Here is a 23,904-nt window from a genome sequence, read left to right on the forward strand (position 1 = left end):
GTACACTTAAAAGGAGTTATACGATGGATAAAAATACAAAGGGAATTAAATTTCTAGAGGAGCAAAAATACGAGGAAGCTGCGAAGCTCTTTAATGAGGTAATAGAAGAAAATCCTAATGATCCATTAGGGTATATTAATTTCGGGAATTTGCTATTACACCTTAAAGAGTATAAAAAAGCTGAGCGTTTCTTTAATCGAGCAATTGAATTAGATGAAAAAGCGGCTACTGCCTATTACGGATTAGGGAATCTATTTTTCGAACTGGAAAATTTTAAAAATGCTGCAACACACTTTCAGCAGGCAATTCAACTTGGTTTGGATGAAGCAGACGTTTATTTCATGCTTGGTCTTACATTTGTTAATGAGGAGCAATTTAAGTTGGCTCTTCCATACCTATTGAGAGCTACAGAACTAGCACCGAATGATGAAGAAATGCTATTTCAGTATGGACTATCTTTGGCACAAAGTGGTACGTTAAAAGATGCAAAGGATATATTTATAAAAGTACTCCATAAAAATGAAAATCATGCAGATGCATGTTATAACTTAGGGGTAATTGAATTGTATGAAGAGAACGTCAATGAGGCACTTGAGCAATTTAATAAAGCATTAAAGATTCAACCAGATCATTTGTTAGCTATCAATGGAAAGAAAAATATTGAAAAGTTATTAGAAGAGAACACGGAAGAATAGTGAGGTTTTAATCATGGGAAACGTTCAGCAAATAGAAGAAAAAAAGTATATAAAGGGAGAATTGTTATATACAATCTTTCACAATGAAGCTGAACATTTTTCCATTGCAAAGGTAAAGGTTCAAGAAACAAATGAGGACTTTAAAGAAAAGGACGTGGTAGTAAAAGGATATTTTTCTAATTTACAAGAAAAAACTACCTACTATTTTTATGGAGAATTTGAGCGTCATGTGAAGTTTGGCTTACAGTATAAGGTTTTATCTTATCAGACCTATATTCCAGATACAAAAGAGGGCCTAGTATCTTATCTTTCTAGTGATTTGTTTTATGGTATCGGTAAGAAATTAGCAAAACGTATAATAGATAACTTGGGTGAGAATGCCGTATCTAAAATCCTAGACCAGCCCGACTGCTTAAAAAAAGTACCTGGTTTAAAGAAGGAAATTCGTGAAAAATTAGCTCAAACTCTTCAAGAAAATCAAGGATTTGAACACGTAGTCGTGAAATTATCTCAATATAATATTGGTTTAAAAATGTCCCAGAAAATTTATGAAGTTTATAAAGACGAATCGATTAATAAATTAGAAGAAGATCCATATCAATTTGTATTTGATATTGACGGATTTGGATTTCAAACAGCCGATGGGATTGCTAAACAAAATGATCTTCCCATGTCACATCCCAATCGAATTGGAGCCGGTTGTATTTACGTACTGCAAAAGAGTGTTCAAGACGGTCATGTATTTCTTCCAATAGATTATTGTGTTAATGAGGTTATAAACTTACTAACTGTTCATCACGAACTAACCCCATCTGTCATTGTAGATAGACTAGAAGAATTAAATACGGAGAAAAAAGTTATTATTTACGATGGTAATATCTATTTGCCGTCCTTATATTATGCGGAAGACGGCTTTTCTTCCCATTTAGATCGCATAATTCAAAAGAATGTGGATAATGAGATTGATATTGCTGAATTAATGAAGATTATTGGAGAAATAGAAGAAGAAGAGATATTAAGCTATGGTAAAGAACAATTTGAAGCAATTCACCAAGCTATTCATTCTAAATTAATGATTTTAACAGGTGGACCCGGGACAGGGAAAACAACAGTAATTAAAGGAATCATTAAAGCCTATGCTTCTAATTATGATCTTTCATTAGATCAAAAAGATTATAAAAGTAAATCAGATTTTCCATTTGTTTTGGCTGCCCCAACCGGACGCGCTGCTAAACGATTAACGGAATCAACTGGATTACCTGCCTCTACCATTCATAGATTATTAGGATGGAATGGCAATAATGGTTTTGATAAGGACGAACATGAGCAATTGGATGGAAAGTTTTTAATTGTCGATGAGTTTTCTATGGTTGATATTTGGTTAGCGAATAGTTTATTTAAAGCAATTCCAGACGATATGCAAGTTTTATTAGTAGGTGATGAGGATCAACTTCCATCTGTCGGACCTGGTCAAGTTTTATCTGACCTACTAATGAGCGGTGCGATACCTTCAGTAAGTTTAAGTGAAGTTTATCGTCAAAAAGAAGGATCTAAAATTATTCAGTTAGCACATGAAATTAAAAATGACACATGTACTGCTGAATCTTTAAAGAATGCTACAGACTTCAGTTTTATTAATTGTCATGAACATCAAATGATTGATGCCATAACAACTATATTTGAAAGGGCAAAAGATAAAGGCATTGATTTACGAGAAATGCAGGTATTGGCTCCAATGTATCGCACACAGGCAGGAATAACAGAGATTAACAAACACTTACAGCAATTAGTAAATCCTAAGTCTAAGGGAAGACGGGAAGTAAAGGCCAATGATGTTATATTCCGAGTAGGAGATAAGGTTATTCAATTAGTAAATCAACCTGAAGATGGTGTTTATAATGGAGATATTGGTGAAATTGTAGCCATTTTTAAAGAGAATGAAAATATGGAGAATGAAGAACAAATCGTGATTTCGTTTGATGATAAAGAGATTGCATACATGCGCAAAGAGTATGTTAATTTTATGCATGCTTACTGTATCTCTATTCATAAGTCACAGGGGAGTGAATTTCCGATTGTCATTCTTCCGGTTATTTCAGCATATCATCGTATGCTCCGGAAAAATTTGTTATATACTGCGATTACAAGAAGTAAAGATTCTTTAATCATTTGTGGGGAAAAGAATGCCTTTTTTAAAGGAATCAGTACGATGGATACAAATAAACGTCATACTACCTTGAGAGAACAGCTAAACCGAAAAATTAAATTATCCGAAAATGATGAAATACAGTCTGAGAGTGAAGAGGTAGAAATAAAGGGAATGGAAACAAGTGAGGAAACAGAATCACTCTCACCTTATGATTTTATGGAATAATTTCCATATTTATGTATATTTTAGAATCTTTCGGGCAAGCCTACCATTGTAAAGTTTTCTAAGAACGAGGTGTTAGATATGGTAATGCGTTGCCCGAATTGTAATGGAAAAGATATTGGGAAAATTGGTTCACAAAATTATTACTGTTGGACATGTTTTATTGAAATGACTGTAGTTAACAATGAGTTAGCTGTCCATCAAATAGAAGCAGATGGTAGTTTAAGCTCTTTGAACGATTTATTTTCCGATGAGGAACTAAAGTTACAATAACCTTCCTTCGCATTAAACTAGTTACTAGGGAGGGTTATTATGTTTCGGAATGAAAAGCGCATGACGATTATTTATTGGCTGATTCTTGGTATATTATTATTTTTATCTGTGTATTTACTTGTAAAAACCTTTCCATACTATGCGGTAGTTTTTGCATTTCTGTGGAAACTATTGACCCCATTTTTAATCGCATGCCTCATTGCTTATTTGTTATATCCAGTTATAGAAAAATTGCATCAATATAATATCCCTAGAGGTCTAGCTATTTTATTCATTTACCTATTATTTTTCGGTGGGGTCGGTTATCTAGTTTATCGTGTTTATCCAGCACTAGTTCAACAATTGCGTGATTTAACGGATAACTTTCCGGTGTTTGTGCAAACCTATCAAAGTATTATATACAGCTTGTATGAGTATACATCTTTTATGCCGGAAACAGTACATGATAAAATGGATGAATTCTTTATTGGCTTAGAAAGTTCCCTTAATCAAATATTATTCAAGCTTCTCAGTGGATTTACTAGAATATTTGATATGATTATTACCATTACAGTAATTCCAGTACTTGTATTTTATTTTCTAAAAGACTTTGATAAAATAAAAACTTCTATAAATCGGTTTATTCCAAAAAAATATAGGGAAAAAACCAGTAAAATGATTCATGCAATAGATGATAGCCTTGGAGACTATATACGTGGACAATTGATTGTCTGTGTATTTGTTGGTTTGACGGCATTAATTTTATTTAAATTTCTTAAATTAGAATATGCACTATTATTAGCTATCATTATGGGTATTACTAATATCATTCCATATTTTGGTCCAATTATTGGGGCGATACCGGCAATAGTTATATCGTTTACAACAACCAATTCGATAAAAATGGTTATATTTGTTTCTATTGGAATTTTTGTTATTCAGGTTATAGAAGGTAATCTTCTATCTCCTTATATTGTAGGAAAAAGTGTTGCCATTCACCCAGTTGCGATTATTTTTGTATTATTATTAGGGGGCCAATTATTTGGTGTGATAGGGATGATTTTAGCAGTCCCCGTACTATCAATAATTAAGGTGGTTATGAATCATATCTTAGCCTTTCCAGCTAGGCGTTGACAACGGCTTTGAAGTTTTTTATACTCAAAATATGGAAAAGTGTATATCATAAATAAAATGTTGATAGTGATAAGTACATGTTAATTTAGGTTCGAAAGAGAGGGATTTCCATTAGGCTGAAAGAAATCCGAATCTAATTTCATGGAAAGCTACACTGGAGTGCGGTTAATACCCGCCGGTTTTCAGACCGTTAACATGGATTAAAGTGGTGAATGGTTATGTCATTCATTATTAGGGTGGTACCGCGAATAATCTCGTCCCTGCATCAAGCAGAGAGGAGATTTTTTTAGTTTTCATAGCAGCTTAAGAAAAAGGAGGGCTTTATATGAAGGAATTATCTTCATCAGAAGTGAGACAAATGTTTATTGATTTCTTTAAAGAAAAAGGACATCGTGTGGAACCCAGTGCATCACTTGTTCCAAAGGATGATCCAACATTATTATGGATTAACAGTGGTGTTGCTACATTAAAGAAATATTTTGATGGGCGTGTAATCCCTGAAAATCCTCGTATTGTCAATGCGCAAAAATCCATTCGAACTAATGATATCGAGAATGTTGGATTTACGGCTAGACATCATACCTTCTTTGAAATGCTTGGTAATTTCTCTATCGGGGATTATTTTAAAAAAGAAGCAATCGAATGGGCATGGGAATTTTTAACAGGTGAAAGATGGCTAAACTTAGAATCTGAATTATTATCCGTTACTGTACATCCTGAAGACGATGAAGCATACGATATATGGCTAAATGAAATAAAAATCCCTAAAGAACGTATTATTCGTCTAGAAGAAAACTTCTGGGATATTGGTGAGGGGCCAAGTGGACCAAATACGGAAATTTTCTATGACCGGGGTGAAGCATATGGAAATGACTTGAATGATCCTGAATTGTATCCTGGTGGCGAAAATAGTCGTTATTTAGAAATATGGAATTTAGTATTTTCTCAATTCAACCATAATCCTGATGACACGTACACACCTCTTCCTAAGAAAAATATTGATACGGGAATGGGGTTAGAGCGAATCGTTTCGGTTATACAGAATACACCTACAAACTTTGAAACAGATCTATTTATGCCGATTATTCGTAAAGTAGAGGATTTAGCTACTATCTCTTATGGTAAATCAGATGAAGCTGATACCGCATTTAAGGTAATTGCAGACCATATTAGAACTGTTAGTTTTGCGATTGGAGATGGAGCACTTCCATCAAATGAAGGAAGGGGCTATGTACTAAGAAGACTCCTTCGCAGGGCGGTACGATTTGCAAAAGAAATTGGTATTAATAAACCATTTATGTTTGAATTAGTGGAAACCGTTGGAGAAATTATGAAAGATTTCTATCCTCAAGTAGTAAAACAAAAGGAATTAATTGAATCAGTTGTTAAAGTAGAAGAAGAGCGATTTCATGAGACATTGAATGACGGCCTTGAAATATTAACAACCATTATGAAAAAAGAAAAGGAAAAAGGTAGTACAGTATTTCCTGGGGAGGAAGTATTTCGTTTATATGATACCTATGGTTTTCCTAAAGAACTAACAGAGGAGTATGTGGAGCAACAAGGGTTTACTATTGACGAAGAGGCATATAATAAAGAAATGGAAAAACAAAGGAACCGAGCTAGAAATGCAAGACAAAAAGTAGATTCTATGCAAGTTCAGAATAGCGCTCTTAGTGAAGTAGATGTAGATAGTACATTTATAGGATATGATACACTAGAGACAGAAACGAATCTCGCTGCAATTTTTGATGGGAATCAACTATTGGAACAGCTGAACAAAGGGGATAAAGGTTATATTTTCTTAACCGAAACACCGTTTTATGCTGAAAGTGGTGGTCAAATATCAGACCATGGCTGGATATATACGGAAACAGCTTCGGCTTATGTGGAAAATGTACAAAAAGCTCCTAAAGGACAACACATTCATCAAATTGTTATTAAAGATGGAGAATTACGTACAAATGATAAAGTAAAAGCCATAGTGGATGATGAATTTCGTTCATCGATTATTAAAAATCATACTGCAACCCACCTCCTGCATCAGGCGTTGAAAGATGTGCTTGGTTCTCATGTAAATCAAGCTGGTTCATTAGTTACTCCAGAAAGACTACGGTTTGATTTTTCACATTTTAATCCAGTAACAGGGGAAGAATTGGAAAAAATTGAGAAAATCGTTAATGAAAAAGTATGGAAAGCACTGCCTGTTGAGATTAATCTTAAGAAATTACAAGAAGCTAAAGAAATGGGTGCGATGGCTCTATTTGGTGAGAAATATGGCGAAATCGTAAGAGTTGTCCAAATTGGTGACTACAGCATTGAATTGTGTGGTGGTTGTCATGTTCAAAACACTTCTGATATTGGTATATTTAAGCTTGTTTCAGAGAGTGGAATTGGAGCTGGAACACGTAGGATAGAAGCTGTAACAAGCAAATATGCTTATTCTCATTTACATTCTAAACTAAGCATTTTAAAGAATTCTTCTAAGCTGCTTAAAGCAAATGAAGAGAAAGTACCCGAAAGAATTGAGGGCTTGTTTCAAGAAATAAAACAACTTGAGAAGGAAAATGAATCTCTTAGTGCAAAGCTAGCAAGCGCAGAAAGTTCTTCTATACTTGAGCAAGTGGAAACCATTGAGGGTGTTTCAGTCTTAGCTCAACAAGTGAATGTTAAGGACATGAACCAGCTTCGAACAATGATTGATGATTTAAAACAGAAACTTACTTCTGGTGTTATCCTGTTGGCAACCGAAAATAATGGTAAAGTACAGCTTGCCTCGGGCGTTTCAAAAGATTTAGTTGATAAAGGATATCACGCAGGGAATTTGATTAAACAAGCTGCTAGTGCCTGTGGTGGAGGCGGTGGTGGCCGTCCGGATATGGCGCAAGCGGGTGGAAAAGACCCTAATAAGATAAAAGAAGCAATACAAACGGCAAAAGAATATGTTCTAGCTCAAGCTAGTAAATGATATAAGAAAAGTTCATCCTTGCTAACTTCTAGGAAAACTATCCTAGAGGTTAGTTTCACTTTATTGTACTTACATGTTAGAATAGTTACAGTAGAATTTCGCTACGATCATATTTTAATAAAATTACCATATGCTGCAAATAGTGAAATAGTAGTGTTAATTTTTTTCAAACAGCTTAAAGGACGAAGTATAATAATAAGCAATTTATTCGCAGAGGAAAGAGCGAATACGAGTCTTTCTAAAAATGAGGTGTTAGAATGTCTTCGATTGATAAAACGATGAAGTTTAACTTTTCAGAAGAACCATATGATCAGGATATTAAGGAAATTCTTTTTACGGTACATAATGCCTTAAAAGAAAAAGGGTATAATCCAATAAATCAAATTGTTGGCTATCTATTGTCTGGTGATCCGGCTTATATTCCTAGATATAACGATGCTAGGAACTTAATACGGAAGGTTGAGCGTGATGAAGTAATAGAAGAATTAGTGAAATATTATCTAGAACAGCAGAAGGCGGATTAAATGAAAACAATGGGACTTGATGTTGGCTCGAAAACGATTGGAGTCGCAATAAGTGATGCACTTGGTTGGACTGCTCAAGGCTTAAAAACCATATATTGGGACGAATCTAATATAAAATCGGCAGATGAGGAACTAAAAGAAATTATAAGAGAACACGAAGTTGGTAAAACTATTATTGGTCTACCCAAAAACATGAACGGAACAATTGGGGAACGAGGCGAGGCATCGCAGAAGTTTGCAAAACACATAGAGGATACGTTTCATATTCCCACTGTTTTATGGGATGAAAGATTGACCACAATGGCTGCTGAGAGGGTTTTACTGGAAGCAGATATGAGTAGAAAAAAACGAAAAAAGGTAATTGACAAAATGGCAGCAGTAATGATATTACAAGGTTATTTAGACCACAAGTAAAAGGGGTGTAAGTGTGTCACTAGAAAGAAAAGAACGAATTATTGTTCCTAATGAAGACGGCGAAGAACATTTATTTGAAGTATTATTTACCTTTGACGTGGATGATACGGGAAACTCTTATATTGCAGTAGTTCCTGTTGAGCAATCAGAGGATGAGGAAGTGGAAGTTTATGCCTTTCGCTATGAAGAAAACGAGAAGGAAGATCTAACACTGTTCCCAATTGAATCAGATGAAGAATGGGATATGGTAGAGGAAATGTTAAATACCTTGTCTGATGAGGAATTAACTGAATAAATCAACGGACTGGTGTCGAAATACGGCATCAGTTTTTCTTTGGTTGCTATTATATTGACGTTAAATGAAAATAATAATAATCTTTATTCTCTTAACTTCCCCAAAAAATATGGATATTATTGTACTTTTTTAGTATAATAAGTCGAATGAGAGGGGGAAACGGTATGTCCAAAAAGAGAAATAAAGAAGGTTTCAAGGACAATCTCATTAAACGAAGTAAAGAAGCAAAAAAGGTTCGTAAAATTGTATCCATTATTATTTTATCTATTTTAGTTATATTCATGATTAGTGTAACAGCAGGTTTTCTATATATTCAGTCTGCTTTGAAACCAGTTGATCCATCTAGTGATGAAAATATTCATGTTGAAATACCACTTGGTTCTTCCACTTCGACTATAGCAAATATTCTAGAGAAGAACGGTATTATTAAGAATGCTATCATTTATCAATTCTATATAAAATTTAATAATGAGTCTGATTTTCAAGCTGGTAATTACACGTTCTCACCATCAATGACATTAAATGAAATCACACAAGCTCTGAAAACTGGAAAAGTAATGGAAGAACCGTTATATTCTATTACGATTCCTGAAGGACTTAATATTGAAGAAATAGCAGAAATTTATGCGGAGCATTTACACTTTACGAAAAAGGAATTTATTGACGTTGTAAATGATAAGGGCTATGTCGAGGAATTAGTTGACCGCTTCCCGATTTTACCGGATGTCATTCTAGAGAATGATGAAATTAAGATGCCTTTAGAAGGTTACTTATTTGCCGCTACCTATGATTATTATGAAAAGGAACCTAGTATAAAGTCTATAATTGAAAAAATGTTAAGTCAGACACAAGAAGTAGTATCTCCATATTTGGATAGGATAAAAGAGAAAGAACTTACAATACACGAGGCTTTAACACTCGCTTCATTAGTTGAAAAAGAGGCAGCTAAAAAAGAACAAAGAAAAACGATTGCTGGTGTATTCTATAATCGATTAGAAAAGGGTATGAGACTACAAACGGATCCAACCGTTGCTTATGCGGTAGGGGAACACTTGGAAACGACGTTAAATAAACATCTAGAAACAGAATCACCCTACAACACTTATCAAATTACTGGACTACCAATAGGTCCAATTGCAAACTTCTCAAAAAGTTCTCTAGAAGCAGTGATTAATCCCGAAGAAACAGATTATATATTCTTCTTGCATGATAATGAGGGAAATATTCACTATGCTGAAACGAATGAAGAACATAATAAGAATAGAGCAAAGTATTTAGATTAAAACAAGGAATTTCCCTTATATGCATCGCTATAATTATAGTTAGTACAATTTTTTAGAAAACAACCAAGATAATTTTAGAAATGTGATCACCTTTCACATTTCTCATTTTTTTTACTGAGAAGCTTAATACTTGATAAACGGTTTACAGGAAAGAGGTAATGGATATGAGTGAAACTCAAAATAACTATTTGAATCAAACACTACCTCCAAACGAAGAATGGGTTTTGGAAATAGAAGATCAAGCTATAAAAGATAACGTTCCGATAATGGATCGAGTTGGAATAAATTTTGTTATGCAGTTGGTTCGAATTTCAAAACCAACGTGTATCTTGGAAGTTGGAACCGCTATTGGTTATTCAGCTTTACGTATGTTACAAGCAAATCCTAAAACATCCATTGTGACCATAGAAAGAGATGAAAAACGCTACCAACAAGCATTGGATAACATTAAACATCAAAAAAAGGAAAGTAATATTGATGTCATTTTTGGTGATGCATTAGAGGAATTGCAACATTTAGAAAAGGGCAAGTTTAACCTGATATTTATTGATGCTGCAAAGGGACAATATAAACATTTTTTTGATCTTTGTTTGCCTTTACTTTCAGAAAACGGAATTATTGTAACCGATAATGTATTATTTAGAGGTTTTGTTGCCAATCCGGAATCAGCACCAAAACGATATAGGAAAATGGTTGATAAGCTAAGAGATTATAATGAGTACTTAATGAAACACGAAGATTTCCACACAACCATTATTCCAATTGGAGATGGAGTTGCAGTAAGTTATAAGAAAGCGAAAGGGAGATATCATACATGAAAGGAAAACCAGTAGTAATTGGTGTAGCTGGCGGAAGTGGTAGTGGTAAGACTTCTGTTACCCGGTCAATATTTGAACGTTTTTCAGATAAAACCATTCTTGTCATCGAACAAGATTATTACTATAAAGACCAAAGTCACCTACCTTTTAAGGAACGATTAAATACAAATTATGATCATCCACTAGCATTTGACAATGATTTATTGATTGAACATCTTCATAATTTATTAGAGAATAAATCAATTGAAAAGCCTGTTTATGATTATTCCATACATACTAGGTCTAAACAGGTTATTCCGGTAGAACCAAAAGATGTAATTATTTTAGAGGGAATTTTAGTATTGGAAGATCCAAGGTTGTTAGATTTGATGGACATTAAGGTATATGTTGATACTGATGCTGATCTTCGAATTATAAGAAGATTGACAAGGGATATCAAAGAGAGAGGGAGAACTTTAGACTCTGTAATTAATCAATATCTAAATGAGGTAAGACCGTCACATTTACAATTTATTGAGCCAACAAAACGATACGCAGATATTATTATTCCTGAAGGTGGACAAAATCAAGTTGCCATAGATATTATAGCTTCAAAGATTGAAAATATTTTATCAAAAAAGAAATTAAATGAAGGGGAAATTTCTTGATTATTTACAGAAAGTCTGCCATAGTAATGATTAGCATATTTTACTACTAGAAACTAGAGCGTAATCAAAACGCTTATTTGATATGTTTGTAAAAGGAGTGTTTTTTAAATGGCTGAAGAAAAAAGTTATTATATGACAAAAGAGGGGAAAGAAAAATTAGAAAAAGAATTAGAATACTTAAAAACAGATCGAAGACAAGAAGTGGTTGAACGAATCAAAATAGCACGTGACTTCGGAGACCTTTCTGAGAACTCTGAGTATGATGCAGCAAAAGATGAACAAGCTTTTGTGGAACAGCGTATTACACAAGTCGAAAAGATGATTCGCAATGCTGTTATTATCGAGAATGATGAGGCAAATGCTAATATTGTTTCGCTCGGTAAATCTGTTACATTCATTGAATTACCAGATGGTGATGAAGAGACATATACAATTGTTGGTAGTGCTGAGGCAGATCCATTTGAAGGAAAAATCTCTAATGACTCACCAATGGCAAGAAGCTTACTTGGTCAAGAAATTGGTGCAGAGGTAACGGTTGCAACACCAGGTGGCGATATTCAAGTAAAAATCTTAAAAGTAGAATAAATGAATGGAAGTAGGAGTTACTATGACTCCTGCTTTTTCTTTATACGTTTTAAGAGCCTATGTTCGTTTATTATTAACATTTTTAGATTGTTAAAATGCATATTGAAAAATAAAAACATTTTCCTATTTCATGTAATCTATACTATGATAATATAATAAAGGTATGATATGAGGAGGGGAGTAAAATGAGTAACAAGAAACATACAAGAAAAGTTAAGTTTGAAAAACGAAGGAAAAATACAAAATTTACTTCTTTGATTTTAGTTATTGGTGTAATATTGTTTATATCGCTGACAGCTATTTGGTTGTTTGGTGGAGGAAGTGAAGTAGCCGATGATTCAGAAACGGAAGAACAAGAAGTAAAAATTACTCAAGAAAATGATGATAATGAGACTGATGTAAAAGTGAATGAAAAAGAAGAAGAAGAAGCTATATCACAAAAGGAAACACAGCATTCCGTGAAAGAAGAAAAACAAGACGAGCAAGAAACTATCGATGAAGATGAAGATAAAAAAAATGATGAAAATAAAGATGAAACAACAAATAATGATCAAGATGTTGTAATAGAGGAAGTAGAATCTAGTGATGAAAATGTCTTAAAAGCCTATGAAGGTGATTGGGAACCAGTTGGTACAATTCAAGAAGGACCACATACCGTTACATATGACAGTGGTTCACAAGATAGAAAAGAAATGAAAAAGGCAATTTTATTGGCTACAGGTTTAAATGGGAATGATTACACCGTATGGTGGATTGGCAATGGGGGAGATCAAAAAGTCATAGCCACTGTGTCTGATAAAGCAGAATCAGAAATTTACCGAGTTTATTTATCTTGGGTAGATGAAGAAGGTTGGAAGCCAACGAGGGTGGAAGAACTAAAGGAAAACGATAAGAAATAAGAGCAAGAATGTATTAGAAATTGGAGGCTACAAATTGACGATAGGAATTATTGGAGCAATGGATGAAGAAGTCAAGTTATTATTAGAAAATATGAAGGACCAATCAGAACAGAAGGTAGCGGGCTGCCTTTTTGTTGAGGGAAAATTACATGATCACCATGTTGTCCTTTTAAAATCAGGAATAGGAAAAGTTAATGCAGCGATGGCAACAACCATTATGCATGAGCGATATGCCCCATCCCATGTCATTAATACAGGTTCTGCGGGTGGTTTCTCTAAAAAGTTAGAGGTAGGTGATGTTGTACTGTCATCTAAGGTTGTCCACCATGATGTGGATGTGACAGCATTTGATTATGAATATGGCCAAGTACCAGGCTTACCTTCAATGTATGAAGCAGATTCATATCTAGTTTCGAAAGCTATTTCGGCAGTCAATCAATTGAAATTAAATTACGAAGAGGGAATAATAGCAACTGGTGACTCATTTATGGAAGATCCGAATCGGGTTGCCTTCGTTAGGGAAAAGTTCCCATCGATGATTGCTTCTGAAATGGAAGCTGCGGCGGTTGCACAAGTATGTCACCAATATGGAAAGCCATTTGTAATTATTCGAGCGCTGTCTGACATTGCAGGCAAGGAATCTTCTGTTTCATTTGATGCTTTCCTAGACAAAGCAGCAAAAAATGCAGCAGAACTTATTATGACAATGATTAAATTCATGAAGTAAACTAATTTATCGCAGGTTAAGGGACAGTAATACCCCCACCTCAAAATGGAGGAAATATTAATCATTTTAGGTGGGGGATGAAAGAAAAACCCCATTGGTTGAAAATTCACTTTATGAAGAGCGACTATGGAACAAAGGCTAAGAACGCCACGTCCTGTGGAAACGCCTTCGTGATCACCATCGTGTTGGCCTGAAGTAGGCTCAGCAGCGCCTAAGGTGAGCGTAGTTTATTTCCGTAGTGGTCTATATGCACGACCTGTTCGGATTTTACTTTGATATAAACACTTTTGTTCTAGTCTCTGTTTAAATATGGTGGGATTATATATTATCTCTTTCTTGACGATAATATTCGTGAAATACCTTCATTAAGGCTCTTTTTTCTATTCGTGAAACATAACTACGAGAAATATTTAGTTTTTTAGCTATCTCTCTTTGTGTCATTTCTTTTGAATCATTAAGACCATATCGATATACAATAACTTCACGTTCTCTGCTATCTAAAATTGAAAAGTATTCTTGCATTTTTTCAATTTCCATATTGAGCTGGATGTACTCAATGATATTTTCATTTTCTGCCTCTAATATATCTATGAGGCTAATTTCATTTCCCTCTTTATCTTGACCAATTGGATCATGAAGAGAAACATCTTTTTTAACCTTTTTTAAAGCCCTTAAATGCATAAGTATCTCGTTTTCAATACAGCGTGCAGCATAGGTGGCTAGCTTAGTACCTTTATCTAATGAAAAACTTTCAACCCCTTTAATTAATCCAATCGTACCAATTGAGATAAGATCCTCCATATCTTCCCCTGTATTTTCAAACTTTTTTACAATATGAGCGACAAGGCGCAAGTTATGTTCAATCAGTTTGTTCCTAGCGATTTCACTACCTTCCTGCATTTCTTTTATATATTTCTTTTCTTCATCTGGTGGTAATGGCTGAGGAAAGGCATGATTTTTTACATAGGAAACAAAGAAGAGGACTTCCTTTACAAGAAGAGCAAGTACTGTTAATATTCCAGACAAACACATGCACCTCCTATAATAATATTCAAACTGTGTAAAAAGAATTCTTGTGTTTGGGTATTTGCCTATATTACAACTCTATGTAGGGAAGGGGGCTTTTGTGTCTGTCCATTAAAATAAAACATAAAAAAGTGACCTTTTTAAAAGGTCACTTGTTGTTTAGATTAGCTTTATATTGTTCATAAGCATCGTTGCGATTTTTAATAACTGGTGAAATTCCTTTTGAATGAGCTGCTCTGGATATCATATGAGCTGATACAGGATTGGTTATCATCATAAATAAAATCGCAATTAACAACTTCCCACTAATAATATCGTGGTGAAGGTATAAATATAGAAATGCTGCAATTAAAATTCCAGCAATTCCTAGTGTGGATGCTTTAGTTGCGGCATGTAGCTTTGTATAAACATCCGGAAATCGAATAATTCCAATGGATGCAGATACTATAAGGAATGCACCAATTAGTATGGAGAGGATGATTAGTATATTTATAATAATTTGGAAGAACATTTCAGTTTCTGTCAATGATAGCACCCTCTTCATAGTATTTAGCAATACCAACCGTTCCTAAGAAAGCAAGGATACCAATTAGTAGAACCACATCATTTAGTTTATCTGTAACAAGATAGATGGATAGTAATCCAGCAACAGCCATTAAATTTGCACCAATTGTATCTAATGCAATCGCTCTAATAGCATTATCTGGGCCAATAATGATTTGATACATTAAGATTGCAAGGGATATGGCAATTGCTAAAAATCCAATAGTAACCGAAATCTCGACAATATTATTTGTTATCTCTAAGATCTCCCTCATCTTGTCACCTCCATAATAGCTTTTTCAAATGAATTTTTGATATCATTTATCGATTCCTCTGTATCGTCAATATTCATAGCATGGACATACAAATAATGGTTATCAGCAGATACAGCTACAGATAAGGTTCCCGGCGTTAATGAAATGAGAGTGGTTAGAATAGTTATTTCCCAATTTGATTTAACGTCAAGAGGTATTTCAAAGATCCCTGGTTCAGCTAATTGCTTTGGTGAGTAAATATATTTAAGCATTGTAATATTTGATAAGATTAATTCTCTAATAAAAATTAAAATTAACTTAATAATATTTTTGACTTTAATTAGATAAAAAGGACCTGGTATAAACCTCCTTAACACAAATAGTAAAATAATCCCTAAGAGATATCCAATAATAAAACTTGGTGCAGTGTAGGATTCACCTAGAAACATCCAAAGAATAGCAATTGTTATATTAATAATAATTTGAAAGGCCATGTTTCACTACTCCTTTAGTACAGAATCAATATAAACCTCAGGATTAAGTAAATATCCTGCAATGGAATCGGTGATTGGATAAAAGTATTCTGCCCCTACACCTAATATAACTGTTAAGGATATTAGAAAAACAACTGGTGCAATTAAACCTTTTGTAGATACTGGTTTTAAGTTTTTCATTTCATCTTTCTTTCCCCAAAAAGCATGAATGAAGATTTTTATGATAGAATAGAGGATTAAAAGACTTGTTATAAGGGCAATGACAGCAATAACAACCTCATCACTTCTAAATGCACCATCAAGTAGCATCAGCTTTCCAATAAATCCACTAAATGGTGGGATACCTGCTAAAACAAAAGCACTAATAAATAACAGCCATCCTAGAACAGGGTAATGATGGATTAATCCACCCATCTTACGTAAATCTGACGTGCCAGCCACATATGCAATTACACCTACTAATAGGAATAGTGCTGCTTTAACTATAATATCCTGCATGAGATAATAAATGGACCCACTTAAAGCCTCTTGATTGAATATACCAATTCCCATAATGATATAGCCAATAGCAGGGATAATATTATAAGCTACTATCAGTTTAATATTATTTGTAGAGAGTGCTCCAATGACACCGAAAATCATGGAAAGTCCTGCTACCCAAATAAAGAAATCATGGGTGAGTTCTAATTTTTGATTGAATATTAATGTAAATACCCGTAATATCGAATAAATACCGACTTTTGTTAATAATGCACCAAATAAAGCTGAAATAACTGGGTTTGGTACTATGTAGGAATTAGGTAACCAATAATATAACGGGAATAACGCTGCTTTCGTTGCAAAAACAAAGAACAGCAAGAAGGCGATTGTTGTTAAAATACCTTGTTGATCAACTTCTGCCACTCGTTTAGCAATTTGTGCCATATTAACTGTACCTACCGCACCATAAACAAAGGCGACTGCCGTAACGAATAACATGGAAGAAAATACATTGATTAATACATATTTCATAGATTCTCTTAATTGAACTCTATCTCCACCTAAGACAATTAGGGCATAAGAGGCCATTAATAATACTTCAAAGAATACAAAAAGGTTAAATAAATCCCCAGTAATGAACGCACCGGACACACCAGTAATTAGGAAAAAGAAAAAGGGATAGAAATAGTACTTCTCTTTTTTTTCAAGGCCCGCATGTGGTGCATAAAAAGCACATCCTACAGCAACTAAATTAGTTGAGAGAACTAATAATGCTGCCAACATGTCAACAACTAATATGATTCCATACGGTGCAATCCAATCACCTGTTTGCAATACTACCGTTCCATTTTCATCTACATATAGGAAGAGATAAATTGCAACGGCTAAGCCAATTAGTGAAAACACTTTCGTCAATAATCTTGAAATTTTAACATTAGAGTTAAAAAATATTAAGATTATTGCTGATAGTAACGGCAAGACAATCGGTAAAACTGCTAAATTACTCATTTGATTTACCCCTTAACTGTTCCATATTATCTGTATTGTTTTCTCTTGTTGTTCGGTATGCTAATACAAGAAGAAGACTTGTAATACCAAAACTAATAACAATGGACGTAAGAATTAAAGCCTGTGGTAAAGGATCTGTGTACTCTGTAATACCATCCATTAAAATAGGTGGTTGACCGGTTTTTAGTTTACCCATTGTCAAAATAAGCAAATGGGCACCATGGGATAACAATACAGTACCTATAATAATACGTAGTAACTGTTTCTGTAACAAATTATAAATGGCAGGTGCAAAAAGAACACCACCAAGAATAATAATTAATATTTCCATTTATTCCGCCTCCTTTTTCTTTTTTAATTTAATAAGAGAAAAGATGGCCAGTGCTGCAATTCCTAGCACAGTTATTTCGAATAATGTATCTAGTCCACGGAAATCCACTAGAATTACGTTAACGATATTATCCCCACCACCGAGTTTATAGGAATTCTCGATAAAATAATCAGAAATGGATTTGAACCAATTGGAGCTATGTGCCGATATTCCTATTAAGATAATTAATAATCCAAATCCAGCAGAAATAAAGATGTTTGTAAATTTATTTGATAGTGTTTCTTCCCTTTTTCTTAAATTCGGCAAGTGATAGAAACATAATAAGAACAGAGCAATGGATATCGTTTCCACAGTTAACTGTGTTAATGCAAGGTCTGGAGCACGGTAGATTACAAATAACATAGATACGCCATAACCTACGATTCCAGTTACTAAAATAACTGCAACATTATTATTTACAAATAGAGTAGCTATAGCAGCAATCATAATTATTGTTACGAGAGCAACCTCAAGGCTCGTTACATCAGCTACCTGGCTAAAGTCAATTGTAAATCCATTTGTTAACCACATATACATCAAAGTTACGATGAATGTAGTGCCTAATATTAAAATCATATATGTTCTAAGAGAACCAGTCATATATGTATTCGTAATACCTGCAGAGTAGGTATCCAATTTTTCTATTATTGTGTTATATACGCGATTAAAGCTTAAGTTACCTGGTAAAATGTTGTAGATACCTTGCCACTTTTTACGGGTCAAGAATAGAATGATTCCTACGCCTACTACGATTAATGACATGATTAATGGTGGATAATTAAACCCATGCCAAAATGCTATATCATGGTATTCTACATTACTATTAACCGCTTCCGCAGCATGTTGTAGGAATGTGCCATTCACCATATTAGGGAATAATCCAATTAAAACAACACCAAGCACAAGAATAATAGGGGAGATTAACATCCCAATTGGTGCTTCATGAGGTTTCTTCGGTAGCTTGTCCAGTTGTTTCGGTCCAGTAAATACTCCAAAAAAGAAGTACATGGAATAAACAAAGGTAAAAATACTACCGAAAACAGCAAGGTATGGTATAGCTTGACTAAGCCATGCTGCACCTTCCAAACCAAGTGTTGCGTCGAAAAATAATTCTTTACTATAAAATCCATTTAGGAATGGTAACGGTACACCTGCCATGGAGAACGTAGCAAATACGGCTAATGTACCTGATATAGGTAATAGGGTAAATAGACCACCTAGTTTCCTTATATCACGTGTCCCGGTTTCATGGTCAATTATTCCAGCAATCATAAACAGGCTACCTTTAAATGTCGCATGGTTTAAAATATGAAATACAGCAGCAAATACGGCGGCTTCTGTTCCAAAACCAAGCATTGCCATAATCATACCTAATTGACTGATGGTAGAGAAAGCCAAAATACCTTTTAAATCGGTCTGCCTGACTGCCATGTAGGAGCCCCAGCAAAGCGTTACAATACCGATAAGGCTTACAATAATAAAGAAACCTTCATATAAAGCAAAGATAGGTGAAAATCTAGCAACTAAAAATATGCCTGCTTTTACCATGGTTGCTGAGTGTAGATACGCACTAACAGGGGTTGGTGCTTCCATTGCGTCAGGTAACCAAATATGGAATGGAAATTGTGCAGATTTTGTAAATGCACCTAGTAGTATGAAGATTAAAGTTAGAAGTAGATAATCACTTTCTAAAATAATATCTACCTGTTCTATCATTCCTTGAATACTAGTTGTACCAGTAATAATCGTTAGAAGTATGAACCCTCCAAGTAAACTTAAACCACCAAATACGGTTATAAGCATTGATTTTAACGCGCCATATCTTGAACGCTCTTTAAAATTCCAATAACCAATTAATAAAAATGATGAAATGGATGTTAATTCCCAGAATGCATATAATGCAAAAACGTTATCAGATAATACAACACCTAACATTGCAGCCATAAACATTAATAGGTAGACATAAAAATGTCCCAACTTTTCTGATTTGTCTAAGTACCATATTGAATAGAGTACGACTAATGACCCAATTCCACTAATTAGTAAAACAAATAGTAAACTTAGTCCGTCTAAATAAAAGTCTAGGTTCAATCCTAGGGATGGTATCCAATTGTATGTTTGTCTAATTGGACTAAAGTTGGCTCCGATAAATTGGATAAAGTAAAGAAAGATGATAAAAGGGATGAAAAAAACAAAAATACCAGTATGTATTCGATCTTTTACTTTACTAATCCATGGTACAAATATAGCAAACAGTAATGGAGCGAAAACTGCGTAAATCATCTAATACTATTCCTCCTTTATAAATTAAGTCTTCTTGAGCATAACCATATTATTTCCTATAATAGGAAATAATGTAAAAGAATGCCTAATCTTGTAAAAGTGTCTAATAATGGTTTTTGATGGTGAACTATCCATTGGGAATTGTAATATGTTGTGGAATTTTGTTTACTTTGGGAATCCAACTTTTATCATAATATATAATAAAAGTTTATACAAACATAGTCTATCGTAGTCATTATTATATTAAAAAATAAATAACTCCTGCTTGGGGGGAGCAGGAGTTTGGAAAAAACCGATATTATTTGGTATCCATGATTAACTAGTTTTAATCCATTTAATTTTGTGTGATAACTTTCTTCTATGAATTTCTTCTTCTATTAATGAGATAAAATCAGGGCTTAAATTTAAATCGTTTGCTGTATAATAGGATTCAATTAGTAGGTCATCAGATAAATGTTCCATCCATACAGCCCTCCTAAGTAAATTGTCTTGCTTGATTTAAGTTAATAATAATTTACCATGTTTCTCAAACTAGGACAAGACACAAGTTATCTACATAAGCCTGTAGATAACTTGTTAGTAATATCACATTTCTCTGTAAAAAATGGATAACTTAGCCTGTTGAAAATGTTAGTAAAGTTATCCACATTCGAAACATGGAGATATTTGTCGAACGATTTTTTAAAATCTTATCGAAAAAACACATATTTAGTATGATTTTTATCATATATTTACTGTTTGCCCACCTAAAGGAAATATGTCTTACACGATGAAAGGTTCGTTAGCCTGTTTATCGCAGGTTAAGAGGCATCATACCCCACCTCAAAGATGGAGGAAAAACGAATCCCTTTTAGGTGAGGGATGAGAGAAAACCCCACTGATTGAAGATTTACTTTATCTGGGACAGAACTATCATATTATGGTAAATTATTGTAGGATTGTTTTATGTAATTATAGCCGAAGAAATTTGATGAGGTGTAATAACGTGTTAAGTAAATTTTTGCCCAATGAGCATGTAAAAAGCATTTTTGATATTCACCCTAGTACCTTAACGGAGAAAGGAATTAAAGGCATCATAACCGATTTAGATAATACGCTTGTAGCCTGGGATGTTGCTGATGCGACACCAGAGGTTATTCAGTGGTTTAAATTAATGAAGGAACATGATATTCAAATAACGATTATTTCTAATAATAATCTTGACCGAGTTAAGGTGTTTTCTGAACCATTAGGCACGCCATTTGTTTATAGTGCCAGAAAACCATTACGTCGTGCTTTCAACAAAGTTCGGAAACAAATGAAATTAAAAAAAGAAGAAATAGTAGTTATTGGTGATCAAGTTTTAACTGATGTCCTTGGTGGGAACATTGCTGGTTTCTACACCATATTAGTTGTTCCGATAGTAAAATCTGATGGAAGAATAACAAGAATAAATCGGAAAATAGAACGGAGAATATTAAACTATTTTAGAAACAAAGGTAAAATCAGCTGGGAGGAATGAGTGTGGAACATATTTTTTGTCAAGGTTGTGGAGCAAAAATACAAACAGAAAAACCTGATAAAATAGGGTATACTCCAAAGTCTTCACTAGAAAAGGAAAATGTAATGTGTAAGAGATGTTTTCGATTAAAACATTACAATGAAATTCAGGATGTATCTATAAGTGATGATGATTTCTTAAAAATGGTTAGCTCGATTCGAAACGCTAGCGGTTTAGTTGTCCATGTTATTGATATATTTGATGTAAATGGAACGTTAATTAAAAGTCTTCCTAGGATTATCGGAGACAATCCAATTATCTTAGTTGGTAATAAGGTGGACTTGTTACCGAAATCAACAAATAAGCGTAAATTGGTTCAATGGTTACAAGGCGAAGCAAAAAACGCAGGAATTAAAGTATTGGATGTCTTTTTAATATCATCTATTAAGGGACACGGCATGGATGACCTTACTTATCAAATCGAAGCATATCGAAAAAATAGAGATGTGTTTATAGTAGGGACAACCAATGTAGGTAAATCTACATTTATAAATCGGTTAATTAAACAAACAACAGGTTATCAGGATGTAATTACTACATCGTATTTTCCAGGAACTACCCTAGGTTTTATTGAAATACCTTTGGATGATCACTCTTCATTAATAGATACTCCTGGAATTGTAAATCGTCAACAAATTGCTCATTATGTTGATGACGAGGACTTGAAATTGATTACTCCTAAAAATGAGATTAAGCCACGGATATATCAGTTAAATAGTTCACAGACGTTATTTTTTGGAGGATTGGCCCGATTAGACTTTATGAAAGGGGGAAGACAACCCTTTGTCTGCTATTTTTCTAATCAACTATCCATTCATCGAACGAAACTGGAAAAAGCCGATCATCTATATAAAAATCATGTAGGAGAATTACTATCACCTCCAAATGAAAAGTCATTAGAAAAATTACCAAAGTTAATAGAAAGCACATTTAAAATTTCGCAGGATAAGACAGACATCGTTTTCCCAGGATTAGGATGGGTAAGTTTATCAGGGGAACCAGCTACGGTTGTAGCTTATAGTCCTAAAGGAGTAGCTGTTACAATTAGGAAATCATTGATTTAAAGAGACCTTACTACGCATTCTGTACATCTCAATTTAAAGTCTGGCTTCACTAAAAAATTGAATATTGGGGGAGGAGAAATCATGTCTTATAATTTTAAATTAATTGGTTATCCAATTGAGCATTCACTGTCACCATGGATACATGAGCAATTTTTGAGAAAAACTAACATACAGGGAAGCTATACAATTAATGAAATACCAACAGATGCTCCATTTGCAGAGAGCATTGAAAAGATGAAAAAAGAAAAAGTAAATGGATTTAATGTTACCGTACCATATAAACAAAAAATAATTCCGTTATTAGACGAAATGGATCGTAATGCTAAAAATATTGGGGCTGTCAATACGGTATTAATAAAGGATGGAAAATTAATTGGTTACAATACTGATGGAAAAGGATATGTCCGTTCTTTAGAAAATAAAATTCCTAACCTGGTAAATGAGAAATCAAAACGTATTTTAATTCTCGGGGCAGGTGGTGCTGCTCGAGGAATCTACTATGGTTTGAGTGATGCAGGATATCAACATATTGATATCGCTAATAGAACGAAGGAAAAAGCAGAGGAAATAGCAAGTATTAAGCAAACCTCTACAGAAACGCAGATTATAACATTAAAGGAAGCTGAACGAAACTTAAGTGAATATGACGTTATTATTCAAACTACCTCTGTAGGGATGAAACCCGAAGTGGATAATTCGGTTGTCTCTTTACAGAGATTAAAGCCAGAAACTATTGTAAGTGATATCGTATATCAACCAATTAAAACAACTTTTTTGAAACAAGCTAAACAAAAAGGATCTACCATCCATTTTGGACATACTATGCTTTTATATCAAGCAAAATTAGCTTATGAAATTTGGACAGAAATCGATGTTCAGATAGATAATATGGATGAAGAACTACAATTAATTTTGGAAGGAAGATAATATGCTAACAGGTAAACAAAAACGATTTTTGCGTTCAGAAGCGCACCATATGAAGCCGATATTCCAAGTTGGAAAAGTTGGAGTAAACGAGAATATGGTAAAGCAAATTAGGGAGGCATTGGAAAAACGGGAGCTATTAAAAGTGAGCATTTTGCAAAATTGCATGGAGGATAAGGATTCCGTTGCAGAGCAGATTGCGGAGGGTACGGAGGCAGAAATTGTTCAAATTATTGGTAACAATATTGTTTTGTACAAGGAATCACAAGAAAATAAACAATTACAGTTACCTTAAAGGAGTTATAG

Annotated in this window: 26 protein-coding genes and 1 other annotated feature; of the genes, 18 read left to right on the plus strand and 8 right to left on the minus strand. The window is 34.0% G+C overall.

Translation table 11 applies throughout. The features are described from left to right. Positions 1–23: 23 nt before the first annotated feature. The 14 genes from CAO17_RS05325 (at position 24) to mtnN (ending at position 13,612) form a co-directional block, all read left to right on the plus strand. The gene (locus CAO17_RS05325) at positions 24–695 is read left to right on the plus strand and encodes a tetratricopeptide repeat protein (protein WP_085991820.1); all 672 of its coding nucleotides are present in this window, start codon (positions 24–26) and stop codon (positions 693–695) included. Positions 696–708: 13 nt separating this feature from the next. After that, a complete protein-coding gene (gene recD2 / locus CAO17_RS05330; RefSeq protein ID WP_085991821.1) occupies positions 709–3,069 on the plus strand; it encodes an SF1B family DNA helicase RecD2 in 2,361 nt (786 codons plus the stop codon). A gap of 84 nt (positions 3,070–3,153) precedes the next feature. Further along, positions 3,154–3,339 carry a hypothetical protein gene (locus CAO17_RS05335; RefSeq protein ID WP_179152013.1) on the plus strand — a complete coding sequence of 62 codons (186 nt, stop codon included), beginning with the start codon at positions 3,154–3,156 and terminating at the stop codon, positions 3,337–3,339. A 39-nt stretch (positions 3,340–3,378) separates the two neighbouring features. Further along, positions 3,379–4,452: an AI-2E family transporter gene (locus tag CAO17_RS05340; protein WP_085991823.1), complete on the plus strand. Its 1,074-nt coding sequence runs from the start codon at positions 3,379–3,381 to the stop codon at positions 4,450–4,452. A gap of 51 nt (positions 4,453–4,503) precedes the next feature. Continuing rightward, positions 4,504–4,717 (plus strand) — a binding site (T-box leader). Between the two features lie 60 nt (positions 4,718–4,777). Then, positions 4,778–7,420: an alanine--tRNA ligase gene (gene alaS, locus CAO17_RS05345; protein WP_085991824.1), complete on the plus strand. Its 2,643-nt coding sequence runs from the start codon at positions 4,778–4,780 to the stop codon at positions 7,418–7,420. Between the two features lie 257 nt (positions 7,421–7,677). Then, positions 7,678–7,944, plus strand: a complete 267-nt coding sequence (locus tag CAO17_RS05350) for an IreB family regulatory phosphoprotein (protein WP_085991825.1) — start codon at positions 7,678–7,680, stop codon at positions 7,942–7,944. Further along, positions 7,945–8,358, plus strand: a complete 414-nt coding sequence (gene ruvX, locus CAO17_RS05355) for a Holliday junction resolvase RuvX (protein WP_085991826.1) — start codon at positions 7,945–7,947, stop codon at positions 8,356–8,358. A 13-nt stretch (positions 8,359–8,371) separates the two neighbouring features. Continuing rightward, complete coding sequence (locus CAO17_RS05360) at positions 8,372–8,653, plus strand: DUF1292 domain-containing protein (RefSeq protein ID WP_085991827.1); 282 nt, start codon at positions 8,372–8,374, stop codon at positions 8,651–8,653. A gap of 164 nt (positions 8,654–8,817) precedes the next feature. Beyond that, positions 8,818–9,936, plus strand: a complete 1,119-nt coding sequence (gene mltG / locus CAO17_RS05365; protein ID WP_085991828.1) for an endolytic transglycosylase MltG — start codon at positions 8,818–8,820, stop codon at positions 9,934–9,936. 164 nt (positions 9,937–10,100) lie between these two features. Continuing rightward, positions 10,101–10,754, plus strand: a complete 654-nt coding sequence (locus CAO17_RS05370; protein WP_085991829.1) for an O-methyltransferase — start codon at positions 10,101–10,103, stop codon at positions 10,752–10,754. After that, on the plus strand, positions 10,751–11,401 hold the full coding sequence (gene udk, locus CAO17_RS05375; RefSeq protein ID WP_085991830.1) for a uridine kinase: 651 nt from the start codon (positions 10,751–10,753) through the stop codon (positions 11,399–11,401). The genes CAO17_RS05370 and udk overlap by 4 nt, the downstream gene beginning before the upstream one ends. Before the next feature lie 108 nt (positions 11,402–11,509). After that, entirely contained in the window at positions 11,510–11,986 is a 477-nt protein-coding gene (greA, locus tag CAO17_RS05380) for a transcription elongation factor GreA (RefSeq protein ID WP_085991831.1), read from the plus strand. Positions 11,987–12,171: 185 nt separating this feature from the next. After that, entirely contained in the window at positions 12,172–12,885 is a 714-nt protein-coding gene (locus tag CAO17_RS05385; protein ID WP_085991832.1) for a YrrS family protein, read from the plus strand. Between the two features lie 34 nt (positions 12,886–12,919). Beyond that, positions 12,920–13,612, plus strand: a complete 693-nt coding sequence (gene mtnN, locus CAO17_RS05390; protein WP_085991833.1) for a 5'-methylthioadenosine/S-adenosylhomocysteine nucleosidase — start codon at positions 12,920–12,922, stop codon at positions 13,610–13,612. A gap of 318 nt (positions 13,613–13,930) precedes the next feature. Here the strand turns inward: mtnN and sigK are convergent, their stop codons facing one another. From sigK to sda, 8 genes are all read right to left on the minus strand, one after another. Next, complete coding sequence (gene sigK, locus CAO17_RS05395) at positions 13,931–14,638, minus strand: RNA polymerase sporulation sigma factor SigK (protein WP_085991834.1); 708 nt, start codon at positions 14,636–14,638, stop codon at positions 13,931–13,933. A 148-nt stretch (positions 14,639–14,786) separates the two neighbouring features. Continuing rightward, complete coding sequence (gene mnhG, locus CAO17_RS05400; RefSeq protein ID WP_245831766.1) at positions 14,787–15,164, minus strand: monovalent cation/H(+) antiporter subunit G; 378 nt, start codon at positions 15,162–15,164, stop codon at positions 14,787–14,789. Next, positions 15,151–15,456: a monovalent cation/H+ antiporter complex subunit F gene (locus CAO17_RS05405; protein ID WP_085991836.1), complete on the minus strand. Its 306-nt coding sequence runs from the start codon at positions 15,454–15,456 to the stop codon at positions 15,151–15,153. The genes mnhG and CAO17_RS05405 overlap by 14 nt, the downstream gene beginning before the upstream one ends. Then, positions 15,453–15,929, minus strand: a complete 477-nt coding sequence (locus tag CAO17_RS05410; protein ID WP_085991837.1) for a Na+/H+ antiporter subunit E — start codon at positions 15,927–15,929, stop codon at positions 15,453–15,455. The genes CAO17_RS05405 and CAO17_RS05410 overlap by 4 nt, the downstream gene beginning before the upstream one ends. A gap of 6 nt (positions 15,930–15,935) precedes the next feature. Further along, positions 15,936–17,417, minus strand: a complete 1,482-nt coding sequence (locus CAO17_RS05415; RefSeq protein ID WP_085991838.1) for a Na+/H+ antiporter subunit D — start codon at positions 17,415–17,417, stop codon at positions 15,936–15,938. Beyond that, positions 17,410–17,748 (minus strand): Na(+)/H(+) antiporter subunit C, encoded by a 339-nt coding sequence (locus CAO17_RS05420; RefSeq protein WP_085991839.1) that lies wholly within the window; start codon positions 17,746–17,748, stop codon positions 17,410–17,412. The genes CAO17_RS05415 and CAO17_RS05420 overlap by 8 nt, the downstream gene beginning before the upstream one ends. Next, positions 17,749–20,070 carry a Na+/H+ antiporter subunit A gene (locus CAO17_RS05425; protein ID WP_085991840.1) on the minus strand — a complete coding sequence of 774 codons (2,322 nt, stop codon included), beginning with the start codon at positions 20,068–20,070 and terminating at the stop codon, positions 17,749–17,751. Between the two features lie 315 nt (positions 20,071–20,385). Further along, positions 20,386–20,532 carry a sporulation histidine kinase inhibitor Sda gene (gene sda, locus CAO17_RS05430; RefSeq protein WP_085991841.1) on the minus strand — a complete coding sequence of 49 codons (147 nt, stop codon included), beginning with the start codon at positions 20,530–20,532 and terminating at the stop codon, positions 20,386–20,388. Positions 20,533–21,055: 523 nt separating this feature from the next. Here sda and CAO17_RS05435 point away from each other — a divergent pair. From CAO17_RS05435 to yhbY, 4 genes are all read left to right on the plus strand, one after another. Next, entirely contained in the window at positions 21,056–21,571 is a 516-nt protein-coding gene (locus tag CAO17_RS05435) for a YqeG family HAD IIIA-type phosphatase (RefSeq protein ID WP_085991842.1), read from the plus strand. Positions 21,572–21,573: 2 nt separating this feature from the next. Then, positions 21,574–22,674: a ribosome biogenesis GTPase YqeH gene (gene yqeH / locus CAO17_RS05440; RefSeq protein ID WP_085991843.1), complete on the plus strand. Its 1,101-nt coding sequence runs from the start codon at positions 21,574–21,576 to the stop codon at positions 22,672–22,674. An 81-nt stretch (positions 22,675–22,755) separates the two neighbouring features. Continuing rightward, positions 22,756–23,601, plus strand: coding sequence for a shikimate dehydrogenase (aroE, locus tag CAO17_RS05445; RefSeq protein ID WP_085991844.1), 846 nt, complete (start codon positions 22,756–22,758; stop codon positions 23,599–23,601). 1 nt (position 23,602) lies between these two features. After that, positions 23,603–23,893 (plus strand): ribosome assembly RNA-binding protein YhbY, encoded by a 291-nt coding sequence (yhbY, locus tag CAO17_RS05450; protein ID WP_085991845.1) that lies wholly within the window; start codon positions 23,603–23,605, stop codon positions 23,891–23,893. The last annotated feature ends 11 nt before the right edge of the window (positions 23,894–23,904 follow it).

Source organism: Oceanobacillus senegalensis, assembly GCF_900176885.1.
In the GTDB taxonomy this organism is placed as follows: Bacteria; Bacillota; Bacilli; order Bacillales; family Amphibacillaceae; genus Oceanobacillus; species Oceanobacillus senegalensis.